Origin of the sequence: Nocardioides aromaticivorans (genome assembly GCF_013408525.1) — a bacterium.
Classification (GTDB): domain Bacteria; phylum Actinomycetota; class Actinomycetes; order Propionibacteriales; family Nocardioidaceae; genus Nocardioides; species Nocardioides aromaticivorans.
This window is the reverse complement of record NZ_JACBZM010000001.1, coordinates 3,691,185-3,711,440: the sequence shown is the minus strand read 5'-3', so window position 1 is coordinate 3,711,440 and position 20,256 is coordinate 3,691,185. Positions and strand designations below refer to the sequence as shown.

The window sequence follows — 20,256 nt, the reverse complement described above, 5'->3', positions numbered from 1 at the left end:
GACTGGCGCCATGTCGACCGCACTCGTCACCGGCGCCACCGCCGGGATCGGCCTCGAGTTCGCCCGCCAGCTCGCCGCCCGTGGCGACGACCTCGTCCTCGTGGCGCGGGACGCGACGCGGCTCGCGACCGTCGCCGAGGAGCTCCGGTCGTCGTACGGCGTCGGGGTGGAGGTGCTCTCCGCCGACCTCACCGACGCGGGCCAGCTCGGCACCGTGGAGGCCCGGCTCGCCGATCGCGACCGCCCGGTCGACCTGCTGGTCAACAACGCCGGCTTCGGGCTCAAGGAGCGCTTCCTCGACAACCCGCTCGACGTCGAGCAGGCCCAGCAGGACGTGCTGGTCCGCGCGGTCCTGAGACTCACCCACGCGGCGCTCGGCGGGATGGTCGAGCGCGGCCGCGGCGGGGTCATCAACGTCTCCAGCGTCGCGGCCTTCCTGCCGCGCGGCACCTACAGCGCGGCCAAGGCGTGGGTGAACTCCTTCAGCCAGTGGGCCCACGCCGAGTACGCCCCCCAGGGCGTCACCGTGATGGCCCTGTGCCCCGGCTTCGTGAAGACCGAGTTCCACGAGCGCCTCGGCATCGACCGCGACTCCTCCGCCCCCAAGCCCCTGTGGCTCGAGCCGGACCGCCTGGTCCGCGACGCCCTCGCCGACTTCGACAAGGGCCGCGCGATGTCGATCCCCTCGAAGCGCTACAAGGCGATCGTCACGGTGACCCGACTGGTCCCCCGCTCGGCCCTGCAGCGCCTGCAGTCCCTCGGCCGCAAGTAGCCCTCTCCGCCGACTTGCCACTCTCGCGGGTCGAGTTGCCACTCTCGCGGGTCGAGTTGCCACTCTCGCGGGTCGAGTTGCCAGGTCGGCGCAGCCCGACGGGACAAAGTGGCAAGTCGACCGGCCGAAGTGGCAACTCGGCGCGGGAAAGTGGCAAGTCGGCGGGGCGGGATCAGCCTTCGCCGGCGATGAAGGCGCGGACGGCGTCGGCGACGAGCTGGACCGCGATGGCCGAGAGCAGGAGGCCGGCGATGCGGGTGACGAGCAGGACGCCGCTCTCGCGGATCAGACGCAGGATGGGCAGGGAGTAGCGCATCGCGGCCCACAGGGCGAGGTGCACGGCGACGATGCCGAGGGCGACGGAGATGCCGCTGGCCCAGTCGTCGATGTCCTGGACGAACAGCATCGTGGCGACGATCGCGCCCGGCCCGGCGAGGAGCGGGGTGCCGAGGGGGACGAGCGCGATGTTCGCGTCCCCGCTGGCCTTGTGCTCCTCCTCCTTGCCGGTCAGCAGCTCGAGGGCGACCAGGAGCAGCAGCAGGCCGCCGGCGCACTGCAGCGCGGGCAGCGAGATGTGCAGGTAGTTGAAGATCTGCTGGCCGAAGAAGGCGAACAGCGTGATCACGAGGAAGGACACCGCGACCGCCTGCCACGCGGCCCGGCGGGCCGTCGCCGGACTGCGGCCGGCCGTGAGCGACAGGAAGATCGGCACGGTGCCGACCGGGTCCATGATCACGAAGAGGGTCACGAAGACCTCGACGAGCAGCACGTGCTCGACCATGCTCAGTCCTCCCTTCCGACGATCGTGGTGGGCGACCCGAGGGTCGCGGCCAGGTCGAGGATCCGCGCCAGCTGGTGGGGCGCCGTGGTCTCGCAGCCGAGGTCGTGGCCCGTCTTGCCGGTGCCGTGGTGGTCGCTGGAGCCGGTCACGACGAGGTCGAGGCGGCCCGCGATCTCGCGCAGCCGGCCGCGCGAGTGCGGGTCGTGGTCGAGGTGGTCGACCTCGAGGCCGACCAGCCCCGCCTCCTTGAGTACGACGATGGCGGGCTCGTCCAGGACGTGCGCCGAGCCGCGTCCCCACGGGTGGGCGATCACCGGGACGCCACCGGCACCGCGCACCAGCGCGATCATCTCGACCAGGTCGGCGGCGTACCGGTCGACGAAGGCGGGGCCGCCGTCGGAGAGGTACTCGGCGAAGGCCTGGTCGCGGTCGCGGACGACGCCGAGGCGGACCAGCAGGTCGGCCACGTGGGGGCGCCCGGTGATCTCGCTGTCGCCCGCGGAGGCGGCGAGCGCCTCCTCGGTGGCGGGGATGCCGAGGTCGCGCAGGCGCGCCAGCATGGTGGGCACGCGGTCCTCGCGGCCCTGGACGATCCGGGCCAGCTCGGCCTGCAGCGCGGCGTCGGCGGGGTCGGGCAGGTAGGCCAGCAGGTGCACGCCGGCGTCGTGGAAGCGGGTGCTGACCTCGATGCCACGGACCAGCCCGATGCCGACCTCCTCGGCGGCGGCCGCCGCCTCGTCCCACCCGAGCGTGGTGTCGTGGTCGGTCAGCGCGACGACGTCCAGGCCCGCTGCCTTGGCGGCGTGCACCAGGTCGCGCGGCGCGGCGGTGCCGTCGCTGACGCGGGAGTGGGTGTGGAGGTCGATCGTCACTGGACGAGGTTAGTGCCGCGGATTGTCAGACAACGACGCGTCGTCGCGGTGAGCGTGGTCACCACGGGGGTGCCGCGCCGCCGAACGGCAGCGCCACCAGGCCCGGCCCGGTCGCGGAGACGTCGCGCAGGATCCAGTCGTCGCGCAGCAGCAGGATCGCCGACGCCGGTCGCAGCACCAGCCACAGCCACCGTCCGCCGGCCTCGCCGGCGACGACCGAGCGGTCCCACTCCCCCGGCGTCGCGCTGACCGACACCGGCCACAGGCCCACCGGGTGCTGGTCGACGCGCACCCGCACCGGGGCCGGCCCGTCGCCGATCTCGTGGCCGGGGTCGAGCCGGGCGGCCCCCTCCTCGGTGAGTCCCGCGACCCGGGCGCCGAAGCCGGTCCCCGGCTCCTCGCTGACCACGATCACGTCGACCGGCCCGTCGAGCTGGCTGGACCCCGACACGCAGGTCATCGTCGCCCGAGCCTCACCGTCGCCGGTCGCGACCGCGGCGAAGTCGGTGACGCTCCAGCCCGGTCCGAGCGGCCACGGGAGGTAGGTCGGGAACCCGCCGACGCGCTGCAGGTGGCTTGCGAAGGCGTCGTACGACGAACCGGTGGGCCGCCACAGCGGGACGACGATGCCGTGCTCGGGGCACGACCAGCGTCCGTCACCGGTCTCGGCGACCGGCGCGGGGCAGCGCGGGCACTCGACCCGGACGCCGCCCGCGGCGCCCTGCTGCTCGCTGGACATGTCCGCCACCGTGCTGCGCGAACGCGGGTTCGTCAAGTACCGCCGCGCCGGGCCGCGACGGCGTCAGGAGTTCCAGCGCAGCAGCACCGGCGTCTCGCGCTCGTGGCCGAGCACGGAGATCGTCGAGGTGTCCAGCCGGAACAGGCGTCCCTCCGACGGGGGCAGGCCGAGCCAGCGGGCGGTCAGCACGCGCAGCACGTGGCCGTGCGCGAAGACGAGGACCGGACCGGACGCGGCGCGGATCCGCTCGACGACGCGGTCGCAGCGCGCCGCGACCTCGTCGGCCGACTCGCCGCCCGGGGCGCCGTGGGTCCAGAGCGTCCAGCCCGGCACGTCCTCGCGGATCTCCGCCGTACGGCGGCCCTCGTAGTCGCCGTAGCGCCACTCGACGAGGTCGTCGCAGATCTCCGCGTCGGGGAAGCCGGCGAGCTCGGCGGTGCGGCGGGCGCGCTTCAGCGGGCTGGTGAGCACCTCCGCGAAGCTCGTCCGCTCCAGCCGGGCCGCCACGTCGAGCGCGCCCTGCTCGCCCTCCGGCAGCAGCGGCAGGTCGGTCGTCGAGGTGTGCTGCCCCGACACGCTCCACTCCGTGGCGCCGTGGCGGACGAGGGTCACGGTGTCGGCCATGGCCCCAATCCTGCCAGTCGCCGCGCCGCTGCCCCGCGGCAGTGGCAGGATCCGGACATGCCAGAAGCCGGGGTCCCGATCGCCCGCCGCCGCCTCGCCGTCGCCGGGGCCTTCGCCACCCAGGGCTTCGTGTTCATCGGGCTCACCACCCGGCTGCCCGACATCAAGGACCGATGGGACCTCGGCGAGCTCGGCGTCTCGGCCGTGCTGCTCGCGATCGTGCTGCTGGCAGGCCTCGGCTCGGTCGTCGCCGAGCGGCTGGCGCCCCGCACCTCCAGCGCCCACCTCCTGCGCGCCGGCCTCGTGCTGGTGGGTGCGGGCGCGGGGTTGATGCTGGCCGCGCCCGTGTGGGCGGCGTACCTCCTCGGCGTCGGCGTGTACGGCGTCGCGCTCGGCGTCGTGGACGCGTCGACCAACATGCAGGCGGTCGCCATCGAGCGGGCCTACGGCCGGCCGATCCTGCCGAGCTTCCACGGCGGGTGGACCTTCGGCGGGCTCCTGGGTGCCGCGACCACGCTCGCCACGGCGGACCTCGACCTCGGCTGGTCGGCGCTCATCGGCGTCGTGGCCGTCGCCATGGCGGCCGCCGGCTTCCTGCCCCGCGAGGCGAGCCGGGCCTTCGACCACGCCGCCGGCGGCGACCTGCCGGGCGTGCCGTGGCGGCCGATCCTGATGGTCGGCCTCGGCATGGTGGTCTTCTACATGGTCGACACCGCCGCCCAGACGTGGGGCGCGGTCTACATCGACGAGGTGCTGCACGCGCCGTCGCGCTGGGTCGCCCTCGCCACGCTGCCCTACCTGCTCGCCAGCCTCCTCGTCCGGCTCGCCGGCGACCGCCTCGTGCAGCAGTACGGCGCCGTGCCGGTCCTGCGCGTCGGGGCGGTCGTCGCCTCGGCGGGGCTGGTCGTGGTCAGCGTGGCCCCGTCCTGGCCGGTCGCCGTGCTCGGCTTCACGGTCGTCGGCACCGGCATCTCGGTGGTCGCGCCGCTCAGCTTCTCCGCGGCCGCGCGGATCGCCGGTGGCTCGGTCGAGCGGGTGGACGCGGTGATCGCCCGCTTCAACCAGTTCAACTACGTGGGCGGCCTGCTCGGCGCGGTGCTCACGGGCGTGGTCGGCCAGGACCAGCTGCGGTTCGGGTTCGTCGTACCGACCGTGCTGGTGCTCGCGCTGCTGCCGCTGGCCCGGTGGTTCAGCACCCCGTCCACGGCCGGTGCCGGCGCCGCGGTCAGCTCGTCAGGTAGGCCGTCAGCGCGTCCCTGAGGCCCTGCCGGGCCTCCTCGACGTCGACGTAGCCACCGAGGCCACCCTCGGCGAAGAGCCCGCGCAGCGCGCTCGGCAGCAGGTGTCGCACCCGCATCACCTTGCTCGCGTCGAGGCCGAGGCCGGCGAAGGAGCGCTCGCACAGGGCGGCCCACTCCTCGTCCCAGCGGGCGATCGCCTGGGCGGTGCGGGGGAAGGACTCCTCGAGCTGGTCGCGGCGGTGGGGCAGGCCGGACCGGAGCTGGTAGAAGGCGGCCGCGGTCGGCAGCTGGACCGAGCGCCACATCAGGTCGATGACGGCCTCCACCCGGTCGGCCACGCTCGGGTGGGCCGGCACGACCAGCTCGGCGAAGCCGGCGAGACCGGCGATGTGGTCGAGCACGGCCGCCCACAGCCCGTCGGCGTCGCCGAACTGGTGCTGGATCGTGCCCCACGTCGCGCCCGCCCGCCGGGCGACCGCGTTGGCGCTGACGGCCTCGGGACCGCCTTCGGCGAGGCAGTGGACCGCCTCGCGCAGCAGCAGCCGCCGGGTCTCCAGGCCGCGACGGTTGAGCCGGGTGCCCTTGGCGCTCAGCAACGTGCCGGGCGGTGCCCCTGGCGGTGTCTCCGTCGCGACGTCCACACCCGGCATCGTTCCACTACCTCGATCCCGGCCGGCAGACCCGACACGCGGTGAGGTGCGCGTTGGCCTCGCCGACCGGCGCCAGGTCGTCGCGATGGGCGATCAGGGCGCAGTCACGGCGGTGCATGGTCGTCCCGTCGCCGGCCGTGACCGGGATGGCGCCCAGGTCCACGCCGCTCGCGTCGGTGGTGGCACCGGTGGCGCTGACCTCGGCGAGCAGCAGCAGCGTGTCGGCCAGCCGCTTCGACGACTCCCGTCCGTCGGCGGCGATCCGCGCCAGCCACGCCCCGAAGTAGAGGAACCCGCCGCAGAAGGTCAGCCCGAGGCCGAGCAGGCCGCCGGAGACCAGGTAGGACAGCTGGTCGTACTGGTACGGCGTGTTCGCGGCGCCGTACCAGCCGAGCACGATGACCACGAGCCCGAGCGGCAGCAGGATCGCGCCCACCCAGAAGAGCACGACCTGCAGCAGGGCGGCGTTGTCGTTCTTCAGCGGCGCGATCCCGGAGCGGGACTGGCCCGCCTTCGGCATGGCCCCGAGGCTTCCGGTCCGGGCACCGCTGGCGGGGGTGGAGGAGACGGTCATGGCTCAGACCTTTCGATCAGGCTTTGCGGAGGTCGGGGAGGCCGCTCTCGAGGCCGTGGGCACAGGGGGCACCGGCGCCGAGGGCGGCGGCGCCGAGCCGTCGGAACCAGCTGCCCGCGATGGCCGCCGCCAGGAATGCGGCGACCAGGAGCATGCCGGGGATCGAGCCCAGCGGCGGCAGGCCCGAGCTGGCCGGGGCCGCGTCGACGAGGTCGGCGACCGGCGTGTCGGCGGCGGGCGCCGGAGCGGCGCCGGCGGGGGCCGGAGCACCGGCAGCCGGAGGTACGCCGACCGAGCCGGCCGCGGGCTTGGGCGTGCTGGTCGTCGGCGGGGTCACCGTCCCGCCCGGGGTGACGGGCGGGACGTCGATCGGGGGCACCGTGTCGACGCTCGCCCGGGCCACGCCGACGGTGAGCACGATCTTCGGCGACAGCGTCGAGAGGCCCGACAGGACGCCCTTGAGCTGGCCGGCCTGGCCGGGCATGTCCGGGATCAGGCTGGTGATGGTGCTGAGCGGGAGCGCCTTGAGCAGCGGCGAGAGGAGCTTGGTGTCGATGGTGATCCGCAGGCCGGCGGACTCGCTGGTGGCCTGGTCGCCCTCGACCGTGCGGACCGGCTTCGGCACCGAGATCGTGATGCCGAGCTGCTCGAGCGCGTTGGCGGGAAGGTCCTGCAGGCCGGGGATCGGCATCGTCTTGCCGCTGACGATGGCCCCGTCGGGACCGAAGCCGAACTCCTGGCCGGCGATCGCCATCTTCCCGTAGACCGCCTTGCCGCTGGCCTTGCCGGTCGCGCCGTCGGTGGTCGCGCGGGCGACCGTCTCGACCCCGCCCAGGGTGATCAGGCCGCCGAGCAGCCGGATCTCACCGAGGGTGGACCGGGAGACCGTGGAGACCGGGGCCGCCTTGTTGGCGCCGGTCGCGTCCATCTTGCTGACCGACACGTAGCCGTCGACGTCGACGATGAGGCCGAGCGGGTTGCCCGGGGCGGCCGTCGCCTTGGCACCGCCGAGCCCACCGGTGAGCAGGCCCTGGAGCTGGTCGGTGAGGTCGGTGACCGGGTTGCCGGAGCCCCCGCCGCCGCCACCGTCCTCGTCGGGGCCGAGCACGGCCCCGTCGGGCGAGAAGCCGGTCTCGGCGATCGCCGTACGGTCACCGGACGTCGTCTGCTGGATCGTCCCCGGGATCTTGTTGTCCTTCTGGGTCGGGGTGTCGCCGGGGTACTGCGAGTTCACCTGGACCGGGTAGCCGTTCTCGGTGAGGGGCGTCGGCGGCAGGCCGAGCTGCTCGGCGAAGGTCTTGAGGCCCTCGCCGACCGGGTCGCCGGGCCAGAACAGGCTGGAGCGGCCGCTCGACATGCCGGAGTCGGCCTTCACCTTGCTGTAGCCCATGTCGAACTCCAGCTGGGCGATGCCGGCGTCGACGGGGATCGGCAGGCTCGGCTCGAACACCTCGATCCGGACCGGGCTCGACCAGGCCTGGGCCGTGAAGCCGCCGTACGACGGCTCCCCGTCCGCGGCCTGCGCGGGCTGGGCCGCCAGGGGCGCCCCGGTCAGCGGGAGCGTGGACGCGAGGATCCCGCCGGTGATCAGGAGTCGGGTCCTGCGTTGGTTTCGACGGGTCATGCTGCCCCTCCCAGGATGACGTCGGCCATGGTCTCGAGGATCTCGCCGGGCTCGCCGGTCGCCACGATGCGGCCGCCGGACATGACGGCCGCGTAGTCGGACACCCGCAGCGCGGTGCGGGCGAACTGCTCGATGCACAGGATGGAGACACCGGACGCCGCGATCTGCGCGACGGTGTCGTAGAGCTCCTCGACGATCAGTGGCGCCAGCCCCATCGAGAGCTCGTCGAGCAGCAGCAGGGCCGGGTCGGAGGCGAGCGCCCGCGACATCGCGAGCATCTGCTGCTCGCCACCCGACATCGTGCCGGCCAGCTGGTTGCGCCGCTCGTGGAGCCGCGGGAAGTAGCCGTAGGCGGTCTCCAGGACGGCGCCCGCCGGCACGCCGGCATACGACATCAGGCGGAGGTTCTCCTCGACCGTGAGGTTCGGGAACACCGAGCGGCCCTCGGGCACCGTGCACAGCCCGACCCGGGCGAGGTCGTCGGGGCCGGTGCCCTTGCTGCCGGCCTTGACGTGGACGCCGGCGAGGTGGATGTCGCCGGACGCCGCCTGCTTCTGCCCGCTGATCACCTTCACCAACGTGGACTTGCCGGCGCCGTTGGGCCCCAGCAGCGCCATCACCGCGCCCTTGGGGACGGACAGGTCGACGCCGCGCAGCACCTCGATCCGGCCGTAGGCCGCGTGGAGGTCGACGACGTCGAGGATCGGGACGCTCACGACACGACTCCCAGCTCGGTGGTGTGGTCGATCTCCCCGTCGCCGGAGTGGTCCACCTCGGCGTAGCCGAGGTAGGCGCGCTGCACGACGGGGTCGGTGCGGATGTCGGCCGGCGCGCCCGAGGCGATGATCTGGCCGAAGTCGAGCACGTGGATGTCGTCGCAGACCGCCATCACCAGGTCCATGTCGTGCTCCACCATGAGGATCGCGGCGCCCTCGGCGGCGAGGTCCTTGAGCAGGTCGCCGAAGGCGTCGGTCTCCGACTCGTCGAGCCCGGAGGAGGGCTCGTCGAGCAGCAGCAGCTGCGGGTTGCAGGCCAGTGCCCGGGCGAGCTCGAGCAGCCGGGCGGTGCCGGTCGGGATCGAGTCGGCCCGCTCGTCGGCGTACTGCCCGATGCCGACGCGGTCCAGCAGTACGTCGATCTCCAGCGCGGACCGTCCGGAGGGGCGGACCCACGCGAGCGGGCCGCCGTGGATGTCGCGCGCGACGCGCACGTTGTCCCGCACCGTCAGCGAGCCGAAGGCCTCCAGCCGCTGGAAGGTGCGCCCGACGCCGTGCTTGGCCCGCCTGTGGACCGGCCACCGGGTGACATCGCGGTCCTGGTAGCGGACCCGCCCCGACGTCGGCTTCTGCAGCCCGGTGATCACGTTGAAGCACGTGGTCTTGCCGGCGCCGTTGGGCCCGATCAGCCCGGTGATCTGGCCGCGGTGGGCGCTGAAGGTCGCGCGGTTGACCGCGGTGACGCCGCCGAACCTCACGATCACGTCGTCGACCTCGAGCAGTGCCGAGGAGCTGTGTCGACCCATGTCAGCCCACTCCCTTCGGTTCCTCGATGCCGGCATCGACCAGGGCGTCGATCGAGCGGGCGGGCTCGGGCCGGGTCGCCTTGAGCAGCCCGTTGAGCCGCTCGCGCAGCTGCTCCTCCCAGCGCGGCAGGACCCGCCCGGTCCCCCACCGGCCGAGCTTGAACAGGTGGTTGGCGATCCCGTTGGGGTCGCGGCCGAGCAGGACCGCACCGAAGCCGAGGACGGCGAACAGCAGGCCGGCCAGCTCGGGCTGCGAGGACTGCCAGACCGGCAGCAGCATCAGCGCGGTGCCGCCGAGCAGGGCGCCGGTCACCGAGGTGACCCCGAAGACGACCGCCAGCAGCAGCACCAGCAGCGACTGGAAGTAGAGGAAGTCCGCGGCGCCGACCGTCCCGCGCAGTCCGGCGAAGAGGCCGCCGGCGAGGCCGGCCATGCCGGCCGACAGCGAGAACAGCCCGACCCGGAACCACCGCAGGTCCAGCCCGAGGGTGCCGCAGCCGGACGGGCTGTCGCGCATCGCGATCAGGATCCGGCCCAGGGCGCCTCGGCGCAGCCACAGCAGGAGCAGCCCCATCAGCACGAAGCAGAGGACCATGAACCACACGTAGGACGTGTCGCTGCCGATCCGCACGCCGAGGATCGAGAGCCGCTCGGTGGCGAGCGTGCCGTTGAACTTGAAGGCGAACTCGGCCTGGAAGATCATCTTGTCCATCAGCACCGCGAAGGCCATGGTCGACAGGGCGAGGTAGAGCCCGGTCAGCCGCAGCACCGGCAGCGCGACCAGGGCGCCGACCGCCGCGGAGATCAGCGCGGCCATCGCGAGCCCGAACAGGTTGGGCTCGTCGAGCTTGGCGTAGGCCAGGGCGCCGACGCCGGCGAAGGTGAACTGCGCGAGGGAGACGTGGCCGCCGTACCCGGTCAGCAGGACGAGGGACAGCATGACCATCGCGTACGTCGCCGCGACACCGATCAGCAGCACGTCGGCCCGCGACACCAGCGAGATCAGCACGAAGGCCACCGCGAGCAGCCCGGCGCCCGAGCCCACCGCCTTCGTCACCGAGGGCACCGGAGCCGCGATGATGCCCTTCACCTGGCCGATGCGCAGCTGCGCCTGTGGCATCAGCACCACGATCGCGAACAGGAACAGCGCCGGGATGACCGGGCGCACCGTGGACCAGAAGCCGTCGGTGGGCAGGTAGGCGACCGCCCACGACTCGAGGATGCCCAGGCCCATCGCACCGGCGAAGGTCAGCGGGAGGCTCTTGAGCCGGCCCAGCATGGCGGCGGCGTACGCGTTGATGACCAGCAGCGTCAGGGCGTAGTAGTCGAGGCCGACGACCGGCGTCAGCAGGATGCCACCGAGCGCGGCGAGCGACATGCCGATCGCCCAGGCGAGCGCGGCGACCGTGTCCGGTCGGCCGCCGAACAGCTTGAGCAGCTCGGGGTTGTCGACGGAGGCCCGCATCGCCGTACCGATCCGGGTGCGGTTCAGCAGGAGGTAGAGCCCGACCGCGACGACGACCGAGCAGATGATCGTGACGACCTGGTGGGCGGTGATGTAGGTGTCGCCGAGCTGCCACCCGGTGTCGGCGTAGAACGGCAGCAGGACCCGCGCCTCCGGCTTCCAGATCTGCTGGGCCAGGCCGATCAGGCCGACCAGCAGCCCGACGGTCACGACCAGCGCGACCGAGACCGGCCCCTCCCCCAGCCCGCGGGTGACGAAGCGCTGGATGAACCAGCCGATCGCGGGCGCCACCACCCCGAGCACGAGGAACAACGAGAGCAGGGTCGGCAGCCCCTGGCGCTGGGTGAAGTCCCAGAACGTGAAGGCCAGCACCATCCCGAACGCGCCGTGGGCGATGTTGAAGACCCGCGTCGTGGTGTAGGTCAGCACCAGGCCGGAGGCCATGATCGCGTACGCCGCTCCGGTGAACAGGCCCAGCAGCGTGAAGGCGAACAAGGAGCCCATGTCGAGTCCGCCTCAGCCGCCGATGCCGGTGTCCACGACCCGGCCGCACATGTAGGAGCCCGGCGAGACCTGCTGCCACCGACCGCCCTTGTACTGCGCGACCTTGAGGCACGGCGGGGTCTTCGCGGAGCCGAGGTTCATCGGGGTGTGCGCGCCGTTGCCGGTCCAGTTCGTCGTGCTGCGCACCGCCTGGACGAGGGACGCGCGGTTGAGCTTGCCGCCCAGCGCGATCGCCTTCTCGACGAAGAGCCGGGTGGCGGACCACGCGTAGAGACCGTAGTAGTTCGGGATCGCGCCGGGCTTCACCTGCTGCAGGTACGACAGGTACAGCTGCACCTCGGCGTTGCCCTTGTTCTCGAACAGGTCGTTCGCGGCGTAGATGTAGTCACCCTCGGCCAGGCTGCCCGCCTGGTCCAGGTAGCGACGGTCGTAGATCGTCGGGTCCTGCAGGTAGAAGTCCGGCTTGAAGCCCTGCTGCTGCATGGCCTGCTTGAGCTTGACCGCGAACTGGTAGGGGCCCTGGTAGGCGACGGCCTTGATGCCCTTGTCCTTCATCTGCTGGACGTAGGGCGCGTAGTTGAACTCCGCGACGTCGATGCCCTGCAGGTACTTCACGTCCCAGCCGGCGCCCTTCTCGTAGCCGGCCGCCATGCTCTTGGCGTTGACCGGCGCGGCGCCGGCGTTCACGTACATCACGGCCGCGTTCTTCACCGCGCTCGGGTACTTCTGGGCGAGCCACTTCGCGGCCGAGTCGGGGATGATGTTGGTCCGGATGGCGTACGCCGCGAAGCACGACTTGCACGCCTGGCGCTCCGGGTTGACCGTCACCGCCCGGAGGTCCGGCAGGCCGCACGCGTTCGCGGTCCCGGCGCCGCCGCTGTCGAAGGCCGACATGGACCCGACCGCGGCGAAGGCGTTGTCGCACGCCTTGACGTAGGCCTGCTGGTCCGCGCCCGCGTCGGCGCGGCTGTCGAGGTTGACCAGCTCCAGCTTGCGCCCGCAGATGCCGCCCGTGGCGTTGAAGTACTTGATGTACGCCGCCGTGGCCTGCTGCGCCGACTCGAAGATGCCGGGCACCGGGCCCGAGATGTCGGAGATGTTGGCGAGGGTGATCGTCTTGTCGGTGATCCCCTTCTGGTTCTTGAAGCCGGCGCACGAGCCGGCCTTGACCCCACCGGTCGCGGAGCCCTTCCCGCCACCGCCGCCGGTGCTGCCACCGGAGCCGGAGGAGCCCGTGCCGCCGGAGCCGGAGGAGCCGGAGCCGGACCCGGTGTCGCCACCGGCCGCCGCACCGTCGTCCGCGCCGGTGTCCCCACCCGCGCCCGTGTCGCCGGTGCCGCCGTCGGCGACGCCCTGGCCTCCGTTCCCGGAGCCGTTGGTGTCACCGCTGGCCCGCGCGACCGTGTCCGGGTCGAGCTGGGAGCCGCACGCGGCGAGGAGGAGGACGAGCAGCGACGCGCCGACGAGGCGCGCGAGACGTACCAGAGACAAGACCCAATCCCTTCGGGAGCAATGCCGGGATCCGAAGTCTCGATGAGACCTCTATCAGAGTAACGACGGCGTGTGACCGGGGTCACGCCCTGCGTCCAGAAAATGAGAACACGTTCCACCCCCGGTGCGGAAGGGTGGTCCAGACCGGTGGGGAACCTGGGCGCCTCGCCACCCGTCACAGGCATCATGAGCACCATGCAGATCCGCCGCGCCGCCCTGCCGACCCTCGCCGCCGTGCTCGCGCTCGGCCTGTCCGCCTGCGGTCGGGAGGACGACGAGAAGGCCGCGGACCCGGCGAGCGACGCCCCCTCGTCCGGTACGACGACCGGCGACCCCACGGGCGACCCCACCGACGACCCGACCACGCAGCAGTGGCCGGCCTTCGCGGCGACCGACTACACCTACCGCCTCGAGGTTCTGTGCTTCTGCCCGTTGACCGGTCCGCTCCGGGTCACCGTCGCCGACGGCGAGGTCACCTCGGCGGTCCGGCTCACCAAGCCGGGCAAGGGCACCCAGGCGCCGGACTTCGCCCGGCTGGGCATCAACGACCTGATCGCGAAGGCCAACGACCCGACCGTCTTCAAGGCCGACGTGACGTGGCCCGCCGGCACGGACCACCCGACGAAGGTCGTGATCGACCAGATCGAGAACGCCGTCGACGACGAGGTGACCTACACGATCAGCAACGTGCAGGTGACCCCGGTCAGCGCGGGATGAGCGCCCAGTAGTCCAGGTCGAGGAGCACGCCCTCGGCGTACTTGCCGTCCTCGCCGCGCAGCGTCATCGACTCGTCGCGGCCCTTGGTCGCCACCAGGCGCAGGCGCAGGGCGCCGACGCTGGGGACCGGGGTCTCCGCCTTGTCGAGCACCTCGGACCAGGCGTAGACGGTGTCGCCCGCGAAGGCCGGTGAGGTGTGCGCCCCGGCGTTGATCGCCGCGACCAGCTGGGCGTTGGCGAGCCCGTTGAAGGAGAGCGCGCGCGCCATCGAGATGACGTGGCCGCCGTACACGAGGTTGCGGCCGTCGGGGCGCGCCTCCTTGTTGAAGTGCACCTTGGCGGTGTTCTGCCACAGGCGGGTGGCCTGCTGGTGCTCCGACTCGGTGAGCGTGACGCCGTCGACGTGGTCGATCCTCTCGCCGACCTCGTAGTCGTCGAAGCGGTGAGGCTCCCCCGCCGCCGCGAAGTCGTAGCCGGAGAAGTCGAGGCCGGCGGGCAGCACCAGGTCGGCGGCGGCCACCGCCGGCGCCAGGTCCGGTACGACGGCCTCCGGCGCGGGTGCGTCGAGGTCGCGCTTGTGCACCATCACCCAGCGGGCCCACTCCAGGGCGACCTCGCCGCGCTGGTTGGTCGCGGTCGAGCGGACGTAGACCACGCCGCTCTTGCGGTTGGAGTTCTGCTTGAGGCCGATCACCTCGGAGGTGGTCGACAGCGTGTCGCCGGGGACGACGGGCTGGTGGAAGCGGCACTCGGCGTAGCCGAGGTTGGCCACCGCGTTGAGCGAGATGTCCGGGACGGTCTTGCCGAAGGCGATGTGGAAGGCGATCAGCTCCTCGACCGGGTGCTGGGTCAGGCCCACCGACGCGGCGAAGGACGCGGACGACGGCACGGCGAACCGGGTCGGGTAGAGCGAGCCGTAGACGGCCCGGTCACCCTCGGTGACGGTGCGCGGCGTCGCGTGGACGAGCCGCTGGCCGATCGTGAAGTCCTCGAAGAAGTTGCCGGGGTTCGTCTTGCTGGCGCTCACGAGCGGCCATTCTTCCGCCACCACGACTTCTTCCCGTCACCGGCTCCAAGGTGTGAGAGCACCTCCTGGACGGGCCCGGCCGGCTTGCAGACCCCGAAGGCGTCCTTGGGCTGGTCGGCGAGCGCGGCGAGGGCCTCGGCGAGCTGGTCGCGCGTCTCCAGCAGCTGCGGGGTGTGGGTGCCCTGCGTGGGGTCGGCCTCGACGAGCAGGCCGAGCTCGCGCAGCGTGTCGAAGTCGTCCTCGGTGGTCGCCTCGAAGATCCGCGTGAGGTACTGCTCGCGCAGCTCGGGGGTCAGCGGCTTGCCGATCAGCGCCTGCACCGCCGCCTTGGTGCGCTCGCGCACGGGCCGAAGGCTGATCTCGGGCCCGGCGGCCAGCATCGCGCTCCACTTCCGGACGAAGTCCTCGCCCGAGTACGACTCGTAGTGCAGGACGGTGAGCCCCGGGGCGGTGAAGTGCGGCACCTCGTCGCGCTTCTCGTCGACCGTGCGGTGGATGGTCAGCCAGCGGTCGAGGCGCGGCCGAGTGGCCGTCTTGCCCTCGACGTGGCCGTGGAAGAGATGGCCGTTGGCCGGCTTCTCGATCACGCCGAGGACCTCGAGCAGCTTGAGGTCGGGCTCGTCGAGCAGCTTCTTGAACCAGGTGGGGCTGCCGTCCCAGTGCTTGCGGCTGACCGCCTCCAGCGGCGCGAGCCGCACGGCGTCGTACGACGGGGGGACGGCGTCGATCGCGGCCCGGTCGATCTGGCAGATCTCGTCGGCGTCGACGTGGAAGAGCCAGTCGACGCCCGGTACGACGGTCAGCACCGCCTTGGCGATGTTGGCGTGCATCCGCTGGCGGTTGTTGAGGTCGGCGGGCCGCTTGCCGCCCCACCACGCGTCGTCGGCGACCAGGTGGGTCACGTGCTCCTGGCTCGCGAGCCAGGCCTCGACCTCGGGGTCCGGGCCGTCGAGGAAGACGACCATGTGGTCGACGCCTCCGGCGAGGTTGCCGCGGACGAACCGCTGCACGTTGGCGAGCGTGTCCTTGACGGTGCTGACGGTCGCGATCACGCGGACGACCCTACCGAGGCGGGGCCGGCGAAAACGACGACGGGCCGCCCCGGTGGGGCGGCCCGTCGCGGAGTCAGCTGCTCAGAGCTTGTAGTCCTTCAGCAGGCTGCGGCCGATGATCATCTTCTGGATGTCGGAGGTGCCCTCGCCGATGAGCATGAACTTGACCTCGCGCATCAGGCGCTCGATCTCATACTCCTTGGAGTAGCCGTAGCCGCCGTGGATCCGGAAGGAGTCCTCGACGACCTCGTTGGCGTACTCGGAGGCGACCATCTTGGCCATGCCGGCCTCGACGTCCATCCGCTTGCCGGTGTCCTTGAGGCGGGCGGCGCGCACCATCATGTTGTGCGCGACCTCGACCTTGGTCGCCATCTCCGCGATCCGGAAGAGCACCGCCTGGTGCTCGGCGATGACCTTGCCGAACGTCTTGCGCTGCTGCGCGTAGGCCACGCCCAGCTCGAAGCCGCGCCAGGCCAGGCCGCACGCACGGGCGGCCACGTTGACACGGCCGACCTCGACGCCGTCCATCATCTGGAAGAAGCCCTTGCCCGGCTCGCCACCGAGGATCTGGTCGGCGGCGATCTGGTGGCCCTCGAGGATGAGCTCGGTCGTCTCGACGCCCTTGTAGCCCATCTTGTCGATCTTGCCGGGGACGGTGACGCCCTGGGCGGTCTCGCCGAAGCCGGCCTCCTTCTCGACGAGGAAGGTGGTCATGTTCTTGTAGACCGAGTCCGCACCCTCGTCGGTCTTGGTGAGCAGCGCGACCAGGGTCGAGGTGGCGCCGTTGGTCAGCCACATCTTCTGGCCGGTGATGGAGTACGAGCCGTCGTCCTGCTTCGTCGCCTTGGTCGACACGGCCGACACGTCGGAGCCGAGGCCCGGCTCGGACATCGAGAACGCGCCACGGACCTCGCCGGTCGCCATGCGGGGCAGGTACTTCTGCTTCTGCTCCTCGGTGCCGTGCTGCATGAGCAGGTAGGCCACGATGAAGTGGGTGTTGATGACGCCCGACACGCTCATCCAGCCGCGGGCGATCTCCTCGACCACGAGGGCGTAGGTCAGCAGCGACTCGCCCAGACCACCGAACTCCTCGGGGATGGTCAGGCCGAACACGCCGAGCTCCTTGAGCCCGTCGATGATGTCCTGCGGGTACTCGTCCTTGTGCTCCAGGTCCTGGGCGACCGGGATGATCTGCTCGTCCACGAAGACGCGTACGGCCTTCAGGATCTCGGTCTGGTCCTCGGTGAGTCCCTCGGTCTGACAGAGCTTCGGCATCGCTTCCCTTTCGCTGGTGGTACCGCCAGCGAACAATACCCGCGAGTAGCCGCCACAGGACCCTCCGAACGGGGGGCGAGACCGTGACGTGAGGCACGTCACCGAAGGCCCCTGCGCCGGTTCACCTAGCCTGTCCCCCATGAGCGAGTACGACGTCCAGAGCCCCGCCGTCGCCCACGACCCGACCGGCGGTGACCCGGCCGGCGACCCCGGCCGGCGCTCGCGGATCCGGACGGTGCTCGACGTCGACCAGACCATCAACAAGCTCGACGCGACGGCCGACCGGCTCAACGTCACGCTTGACACCTTCGGCGCCCTGCTGGTGGACTTCACCGCCGCGCTGAACCAGTTCAACGAGAGCGTGGCCGGCTTCAACGGCACCGTCGGCGACTTCCAGACCGTGGTGCAGCGCGCCGACGGCCTGCTCGGCCGCGCCGAGCAGCTGCTCGCCCCGCTGGCCGCCACCCAGCAGGTCGGCGACCAGCTCAAGGCCGCGAGCCAGGTCGCCGGCCAGGTCGCGAGCCAGGTGGCCAGCGCCGCGGTCAAGCGCGGCGTGGCGGCGAGCAAGGGCCTGGCCGCCCGCGGCTGAGGTCGGCCGGGGCCCAGGCTGAGTCGCCGCCGGGGCTCAGCCGCGGCCGAGCCGACGGCGCACGGCGCCGAGCGCCCGTCGTACACCGCGGGGGGTGGGGGCCGCCCCGGGCTGCGCGGCCGCGGTCGCCCCGGCCCGGCGGGCCAGGCGCTGCTCGAGGCGCTCCTCGAGCACCGCACCGAGCGCGCGGGTCGCGGCCTCCAGCACCGCGGCCTCGTCCGGTCCGCCGGTGTCCTCGAAGACGTCGCTGTCGGGGAGCAGGTCGGCCACGTCGCCGACGATGTCGCAGCCGAGCTCGCCGATCACGCGGACGGACTCCTCCGCCCGCTCGCGACACCACTCCTCGTGTGCCCGGCCGAGCCGGACCGGCGCCGAGCCGGCGCGGGCGAGGATGCCCATCGCGAACCAGCGCTTGCCCACCTCGCCGTAGGGGACGCGGCGCCGGTAGCGGTCGGGCACGCGCTCGTTGACGCGACGCAGCAGCTCGGCCTCCGCCTCCCCCAGGCCGGGATTGCCCGGACCGGCCTTGTCCGGGTCGAGCGCGCCGGGGTCGACGCCCAGCACGGCGCAGTAGCGCTCCAGCAGCGCCTCACGAGGTCCGTTCGGCCCCGGCACGGTGACCACGTGGACCCGCTCGGGCGGGACGGCCTGCGCCCACCGCCCCAGCACGCCCCCGAGGTCGAGCCGGCGCCACACCGTGCCGGACCGGCCGTCGGGACCGCGGAGCTCGGCGACGTACTCCTCCAGCGTGTCCGAGCGGCCGGCCTTCAGCCCCTCCTGCCACAGCGAGGGGACCTGTCGTCCGATGTCGCGGGCGGTGACGACCACGTGCACCTCGTGACCCGCACAGGCCTCGAGCAACCGGCTGATCTGGGCCGCCGAAGCGGAGGCCAGCGTCTCGTGGGTGATCAGCGCCGACGGCGTGGTCACGGCGGCCAACTGCTCCGGCAGCAGCTCGACGGAGCGCCCCACCCGCGGCACGTCGTGCGCGTCGATCCGCTGGCGCACGTCGAGCGCGAGCCAGAAGGTCTCGATGCGCCCCTCCGGCACCATCGTGACGCCCTGGCCGCGCAGCTCGTCGACCGAGCTCCAGCAGAGGTTCTGCAGGTACGACGTGCCCGTCTTCTGCAGGCCGATGTGGAGGTAGAGCCGCGTCACGCGGCAATGTCTACCGGATCAACCTGTCAGCGTGCTCGGCGCCACCTATCGGATCTGCCGGCTGAAGCCGGCGCGGAGGGCAAGGAAGTCCTCCTTCTCCAGCGTGAACTGGCCGCGGGCCAGGCGCAGCGCCATCCGGTAGTCGAGCGGCTGGTCCACCTGGACACCGAGGAGCTGCACGTCGGCCGTGCGGTTCACCATCACGGCCGTGGCCGGCAGCCCGGCGCTCTCGCGCCAGGGGCGCTGGACGGCCCACGAGGTGCGCGTCTTCGACGTGCCGAGCAGCGACATCAGCGCCTTCTCCTGGGTGGAGAGGTGGGCGTTGGTGGTGACCAGCTGGACGTTGACGCCGCGCTTGTACGCGTTGCGCAGGGCGTTGAGGACGACGGGGTCGCCGAGGCGCTGGGTCGCGACCTGGACCGTCGCGCCGGCCGGGGCCAGCCCCACCGCCTTGATGACCCGGCTGATCACGGCGCGTCGCGAGACCGCGCTGGTCGACGTCGGGATGTTGACGACGTGGCCCCGGACGAAGGTCGGAGCGGTGCGCGCCACCGTGATCCGCGGGTTCAGCGTCAGGTTGGCGACGACCGCGTTGTGGTCCGAGTAGAGGTCGCGGGTGACCTGCCGGGTGACGGCGAACTGCGCCGCGTTGCGCACGAAGATGTAGTCGATCGTGGCCTTGGTGTGGGTCGGCAGCATCGTCCCGGTCATGTCCCACGTCGGCGTCATCAGGTACGACGACAGCAGGGTCCGCGGGTAGAGGCGGCCACGGTAGTGCTGGTTCAGGTCACCGGCGAGCAGCACCGGGCCGTCGGCCGCGAGCTGGTTGGCCAGGCCGCCCAGCTTCTCCACCGACGGGAGCAGCAGGTCGCCGATCGGCTCGGTCTTCGGCGCCACGTGGTAGGAGACGACCGAGATCGTCTGGCATCCGTCCACCGACTTGAGGGTGACCCAGTTGGCATAGCGGATGCCGAGCTCGGTGGTCTGCGTCGAGAGCTTGCCGCCGACGTTGGAGATGTACATGGTGCCCTGCGCCATCACGTTCCAGCGGTCGGTGCGCCACACCACCGGGTTGGCGCCGGTGTAGCGACCCGGCGTGCGCCAGATGGCGTAGCCCGCGGGCGCCAGCATCGCGTCGGAGCGGCCGGCGACCTCGTTCATCGCGACGAAGTCCGGCTTGTCGGCGAACACCTTCGCGAGGTCGGCCTTCGTCTGGGCCTGGGTCATCCCCGACTTGATGTTGGCCTCGACCATCTGGAAGGCCCGCGTGGTGGTGCAGGTGTCCGTGGCCGCGAGCCGGACGGGGTCACCCCCGCCGGCCAGCCCGGGCAGCACCGCGAGGCCCAAGGCCCCGACTGCCAGGGCGGTTGCCAGTCGCCGTACTCCGCTGAACCGCTGGCGCATTCGCTCATTCCCCTCATTGAGACCATCGCCTCTAAACAACAAAAGTCACATGAATCTCATCAGTCACTTTCGACTCTCGCAATAGGAACCGAATAACTACAAACGTGTAATTCGGATAATCACAACCATGTAATTCCGAAAGGCACCACAAATGCGAGAAGCCGACCGACACGAG

20 protein-coding genes are annotated in these 20,256 nt (G+C 71.9%); 4 read left to right on the top strand and 16 right to left on the bottom strand.

Annotated features, from left to right (window positions below; genetic code table 11):
* The first annotated feature begins 10 nt into the window (after nt 1–10).
* Entirely contained in the window at nt 11–772 is a 762-nt protein-coding gene (locus tag BJ993_RS17835) for an SDR family NAD(P)-dependent oxidoreductase (RefSeq protein WP_036540934.1), read from the top strand.
* A 172-nt stretch (nt 773–944) separates the two neighbouring features.
* Here BJ993_RS17835 and BJ993_RS17830 read toward each other — a convergent pair whose 3' ends face one another.
* The 4 genes from BJ993_RS17830 to BJ993_RS17815 form a co-directional block, all read right to left on the bottom strand.
* Nucleotides 945–1,553, bottom strand: a complete 609-nt coding sequence (locus tag BJ993_RS17830; protein WP_036540932.1) for a MarC family protein — start codon at nt 1,551–1,553, stop codon at nt 945–947.
* A 2-nt stretch (nt 1,554–1,555) separates the two neighbouring features.
* On the bottom strand, nt 1,556–2,425 hold the full coding sequence (locus BJ993_RS17825; protein ID WP_179650320.1) for a PHP domain-containing protein: 870 nt from the start codon (nt 2,423–2,425) through the stop codon (nt 1,556–1,558).
* 58 nt (nt 2,426–2,483) lie between these two features.
* On the bottom strand, nt 2,484–3,164 hold the full coding sequence (locus BJ993_RS17820) for a DUF6758 family protein (protein WP_242530560.1): 681 nt from the start codon (nt 3,162–3,164) through the stop codon (nt 2,484–2,486).
* A gap of 63 nt (nt 3,165–3,227) precedes the next feature.
* Nucleotides 3,228–3,788, bottom strand: a complete 561-nt coding sequence (locus BJ993_RS17815; RefSeq protein ID WP_036540927.1) for a histidine phosphatase family protein — start codon at nt 3,786–3,788, stop codon at nt 3,228–3,230.
* A 57-nt stretch (nt 3,789–3,845) separates the two neighbouring features.
* On the opposite strand from BJ993_RS17815, the gene BJ993_RS17810 reads away from it, so the two are divergent.
* The gene (locus BJ993_RS17810; RefSeq protein ID WP_179650318.1) at nt 3,846–5,048 is read left to right on the top strand and encodes an MFS transporter; all 1,203 of its coding nucleotides are present in this window, start codon (nt 3,846–3,848) and stop codon (nt 5,046–5,048) included.
* Here BJ993_RS17810 and BJ993_RS17805 read toward each other — a convergent pair.
* Genes BJ993_RS17805 through BJ993_RS17775 form a run of 7 tightly spaced genes read right to left on the bottom strand, consistent with a single transcriptional unit; the run spans nt 5,014 to nt 12,859 of the window.
* Nucleotides 5,014–5,670 (bottom strand): TetR/AcrR family transcriptional regulator, encoded by a 657-nt coding sequence (locus BJ993_RS17805; protein ID WP_218864738.1) that lies wholly within the window; start codon nt 5,668–5,670, stop codon nt 5,014–5,016. The two genes, BJ993_RS17810 and BJ993_RS17805, sit on opposite strands and share 35 nt — an antisense overlap.
* Nucleotides 5,671–5,686: 16 nt before the next feature.
* Nucleotides 5,687–6,253 (bottom strand): hypothetical protein, encoded by a 567-nt coding sequence (locus tag BJ993_RS17800; protein WP_036540922.1) that lies wholly within the window; start codon nt 6,251–6,253, stop codon nt 5,687–5,689.
* A 16-nt stretch (nt 6,254–6,269) separates the two neighbouring features.
* Nucleotides 6,270–7,877 (bottom strand): hypothetical protein, encoded by a 1,608-nt coding sequence (locus BJ993_RS17795; RefSeq protein WP_179650314.1) that lies wholly within the window; start codon nt 7,875–7,877, stop codon nt 6,270–6,272.
* Nucleotides 7,874–8,593, bottom strand: a complete 720-nt coding sequence (locus BJ993_RS17790) for an ABC transporter ATP-binding protein (RefSeq protein WP_179650312.1) — start codon at nt 8,591–8,593, stop codon at nt 7,874–7,876. Before BJ993_RS17790 ends, BJ993_RS17795 begins: the two co-directional genes overlap by 4 nt.
* Complete coding sequence (locus BJ993_RS17785; protein ID WP_179650310.1) at nt 8,590–9,399, bottom strand: ABC transporter ATP-binding protein; 810 nt, start codon at nt 9,397–9,399, stop codon at nt 8,590–8,592. Before BJ993_RS17785 ends, BJ993_RS17790 begins: the two co-directional genes overlap by 4 nt.
* A 1-nt stretch (nt 9,400) precedes the next feature.
* Nucleotides 9,401–11,368 carry an ABC transporter permease gene (locus BJ993_RS17780; protein ID WP_179650308.1) on the bottom strand — a complete coding sequence of 656 codons (1,968 nt, stop codon included), beginning with the start codon at nt 11,366–11,368 and terminating at the stop codon, nt 9,401–9,403.
* Nucleotides 11,369–11,380: 12 nt separating this feature from the next.
* A complete protein-coding gene (locus BJ993_RS17775) occupies nt 11,381–12,859 on the bottom strand; it encodes an ABC transporter substrate-binding protein (RefSeq protein WP_179650306.1) in 1,479 nt (492 codons plus the stop codon).
* Nucleotides 12,860–13,045: 186 nt separating this feature from the next.
* Between BJ993_RS17775 and BJ993_RS17770 the strand changes: the two genes are divergently transcribed.
* Nucleotides 13,046–13,576 carry a DUF6174 domain-containing protein gene (locus BJ993_RS17770; protein ID WP_179650304.1) on the top strand — a complete coding sequence of 177 codons (531 nt, stop codon included), beginning with the start codon at nt 13,046–13,048 and terminating at the stop codon, nt 13,574–13,576.
* Here BJ993_RS17770 and BJ993_RS17765 read toward each other — a convergent pair.
* The 3 genes from BJ993_RS17765 to BJ993_RS17755 form a co-directional block, all read right to left on the bottom strand.
* Entirely contained in the window at nt 13,563–14,603 is a 1,041-nt protein-coding gene (locus BJ993_RS17765) for a MaoC family dehydratase (RefSeq protein WP_179650302.1), read from the bottom strand. The two genes, BJ993_RS17770 and BJ993_RS17765, sit on opposite strands and share 14 nt — an antisense overlap.
* Entirely contained in the window at nt 14,600–15,655 is a 1,056-nt protein-coding gene (locus BJ993_RS17760; RefSeq protein WP_179650300.1) for a glycosyltransferase family 2 protein, read from the bottom strand. Before BJ993_RS17760 ends, BJ993_RS17765 begins: the two co-directional genes overlap by 4 nt.
* Before the next feature lie 81 nt (nt 15,656–15,736).
* Nucleotides 15,737–16,930, bottom strand: a complete 1,194-nt coding sequence (locus tag BJ993_RS17755) for an acyl-CoA dehydrogenase family protein (RefSeq protein WP_036540909.1) — start codon at nt 16,928–16,930, stop codon at nt 15,737–15,739.
* A 139-nt stretch (nt 16,931–17,069) separates the two neighbouring features.
* On the opposite strand from BJ993_RS17755, the gene BJ993_RS17750 reads away from it, so the two are divergent.
* On the top strand, nt 17,070–17,519 hold the full coding sequence (locus BJ993_RS17750) for a hypothetical protein (RefSeq protein ID WP_179650298.1): 450 nt from the start codon (nt 17,070–17,072) through the stop codon (nt 17,517–17,519).
* A gap of 36 nt (nt 17,520–17,555) precedes the next feature.
* On the opposite strand, the gene BJ993_RS17745 is transcribed toward BJ993_RS17750, so the two are convergent.
* Both BJ993_RS17745 and BJ993_RS17740 read right to left on the bottom strand, forming a co-directional pair.
* Nucleotides 17,556–18,677 (bottom strand): hypothetical protein, encoded by a 1,122-nt coding sequence (locus BJ993_RS17745; protein ID WP_179650296.1) that lies wholly within the window; start codon nt 18,675–18,677, stop codon nt 17,556–17,558.
* A 45-nt stretch (nt 18,678–18,722) separates the two neighbouring features.
* A complete protein-coding gene (locus tag BJ993_RS17740) occupies nt 18,723–20,024 on the bottom strand; it encodes an endonuclease/exonuclease/phosphatase family protein (RefSeq protein ID WP_179650294.1) in 1,302 nt (433 codons plus the stop codon).
* Between the last annotated feature and the right edge of the window lie 232 nt (nt 20,025–20,256).

Coding starts and splice junctions, on each gene's coding strand:
- BJ993_RS17835 (WP_036540934.1), top strand. CDS start 11: ATGTCGACCGCACTCGTCACCGGCGCCACCGCCGGGATCGGCCTCGAG.
- BJ993_RS17830 (WP_036540932.1), bottom strand. CDS start 1,553: ATGGTCGAGCACGTGCTGCTCGTCGAGGTCTTCGTGACCCTCTTCGTG.
- BJ993_RS17820 (WP_242530560.1), bottom strand. CDS start 3,164: ATGTCCAGCGAGCAGCAGGGCGCCGCGGGCGGCGTCCGGGTCGAGTGC.
- BJ993_RS17815 (WP_036540927.1), bottom strand. CDS start 3,788: ATGGCCGACACCGTGACCCTCGTCCGCCACGGCGCCACGGAGTGGAGC.
- BJ993_RS17810 (WP_179650318.1), top strand. CDS start 3,846: ATGCCAGAAGCCGGGGTCCCGATCGCCCGCCGCCGCCTCGCCGTCGCC.
- BJ993_RS17800 (WP_036540922.1), bottom strand. CDS start 6,253: ATGACCGTCTCCTCCACCCCCGCCAGCGGTGCCCGGACCGGAAGCCTC.
- BJ993_RS17795 (WP_179650314.1), bottom strand. CDS start 7,877: ATGACCCGTCGAAACCAACGCAGGACCCGACTCCTGATCACCGGCGGG.
- BJ993_RS17785 (WP_179650310.1), bottom strand. CDS start 9,399: ATGGGTCGACACAGCTCCTCGGCACTGCTCGAGGTCGACGACGTGATC.
- BJ993_RS17780 (WP_179650308.1), bottom strand. CDS start 11,368: ATGGGCTCCTTGTTCGCCTTCACGCTGCTGGGCCTGTTCACCGGAGCG.
- BJ993_RS17770 (WP_179650304.1), top strand. CDS start 13,046: ATGAGCACCATGCAGATCCGCCGCGCCGCCCTGCCGACCCTCGCCGCC.
- BJ993_RS17755 (WP_036540909.1), bottom strand. CDS start 16,930: ATGCCGAAGCTCTGTCAGACCGAGGGACTCACCGAGGACCAGACCGAG.
- BJ993_RS17750 (WP_179650298.1), top strand. CDS start 17,070: ATGAGCGAGTACGACGTCCAGAGCCCCGCCGTCGCCCACGACCCGACC.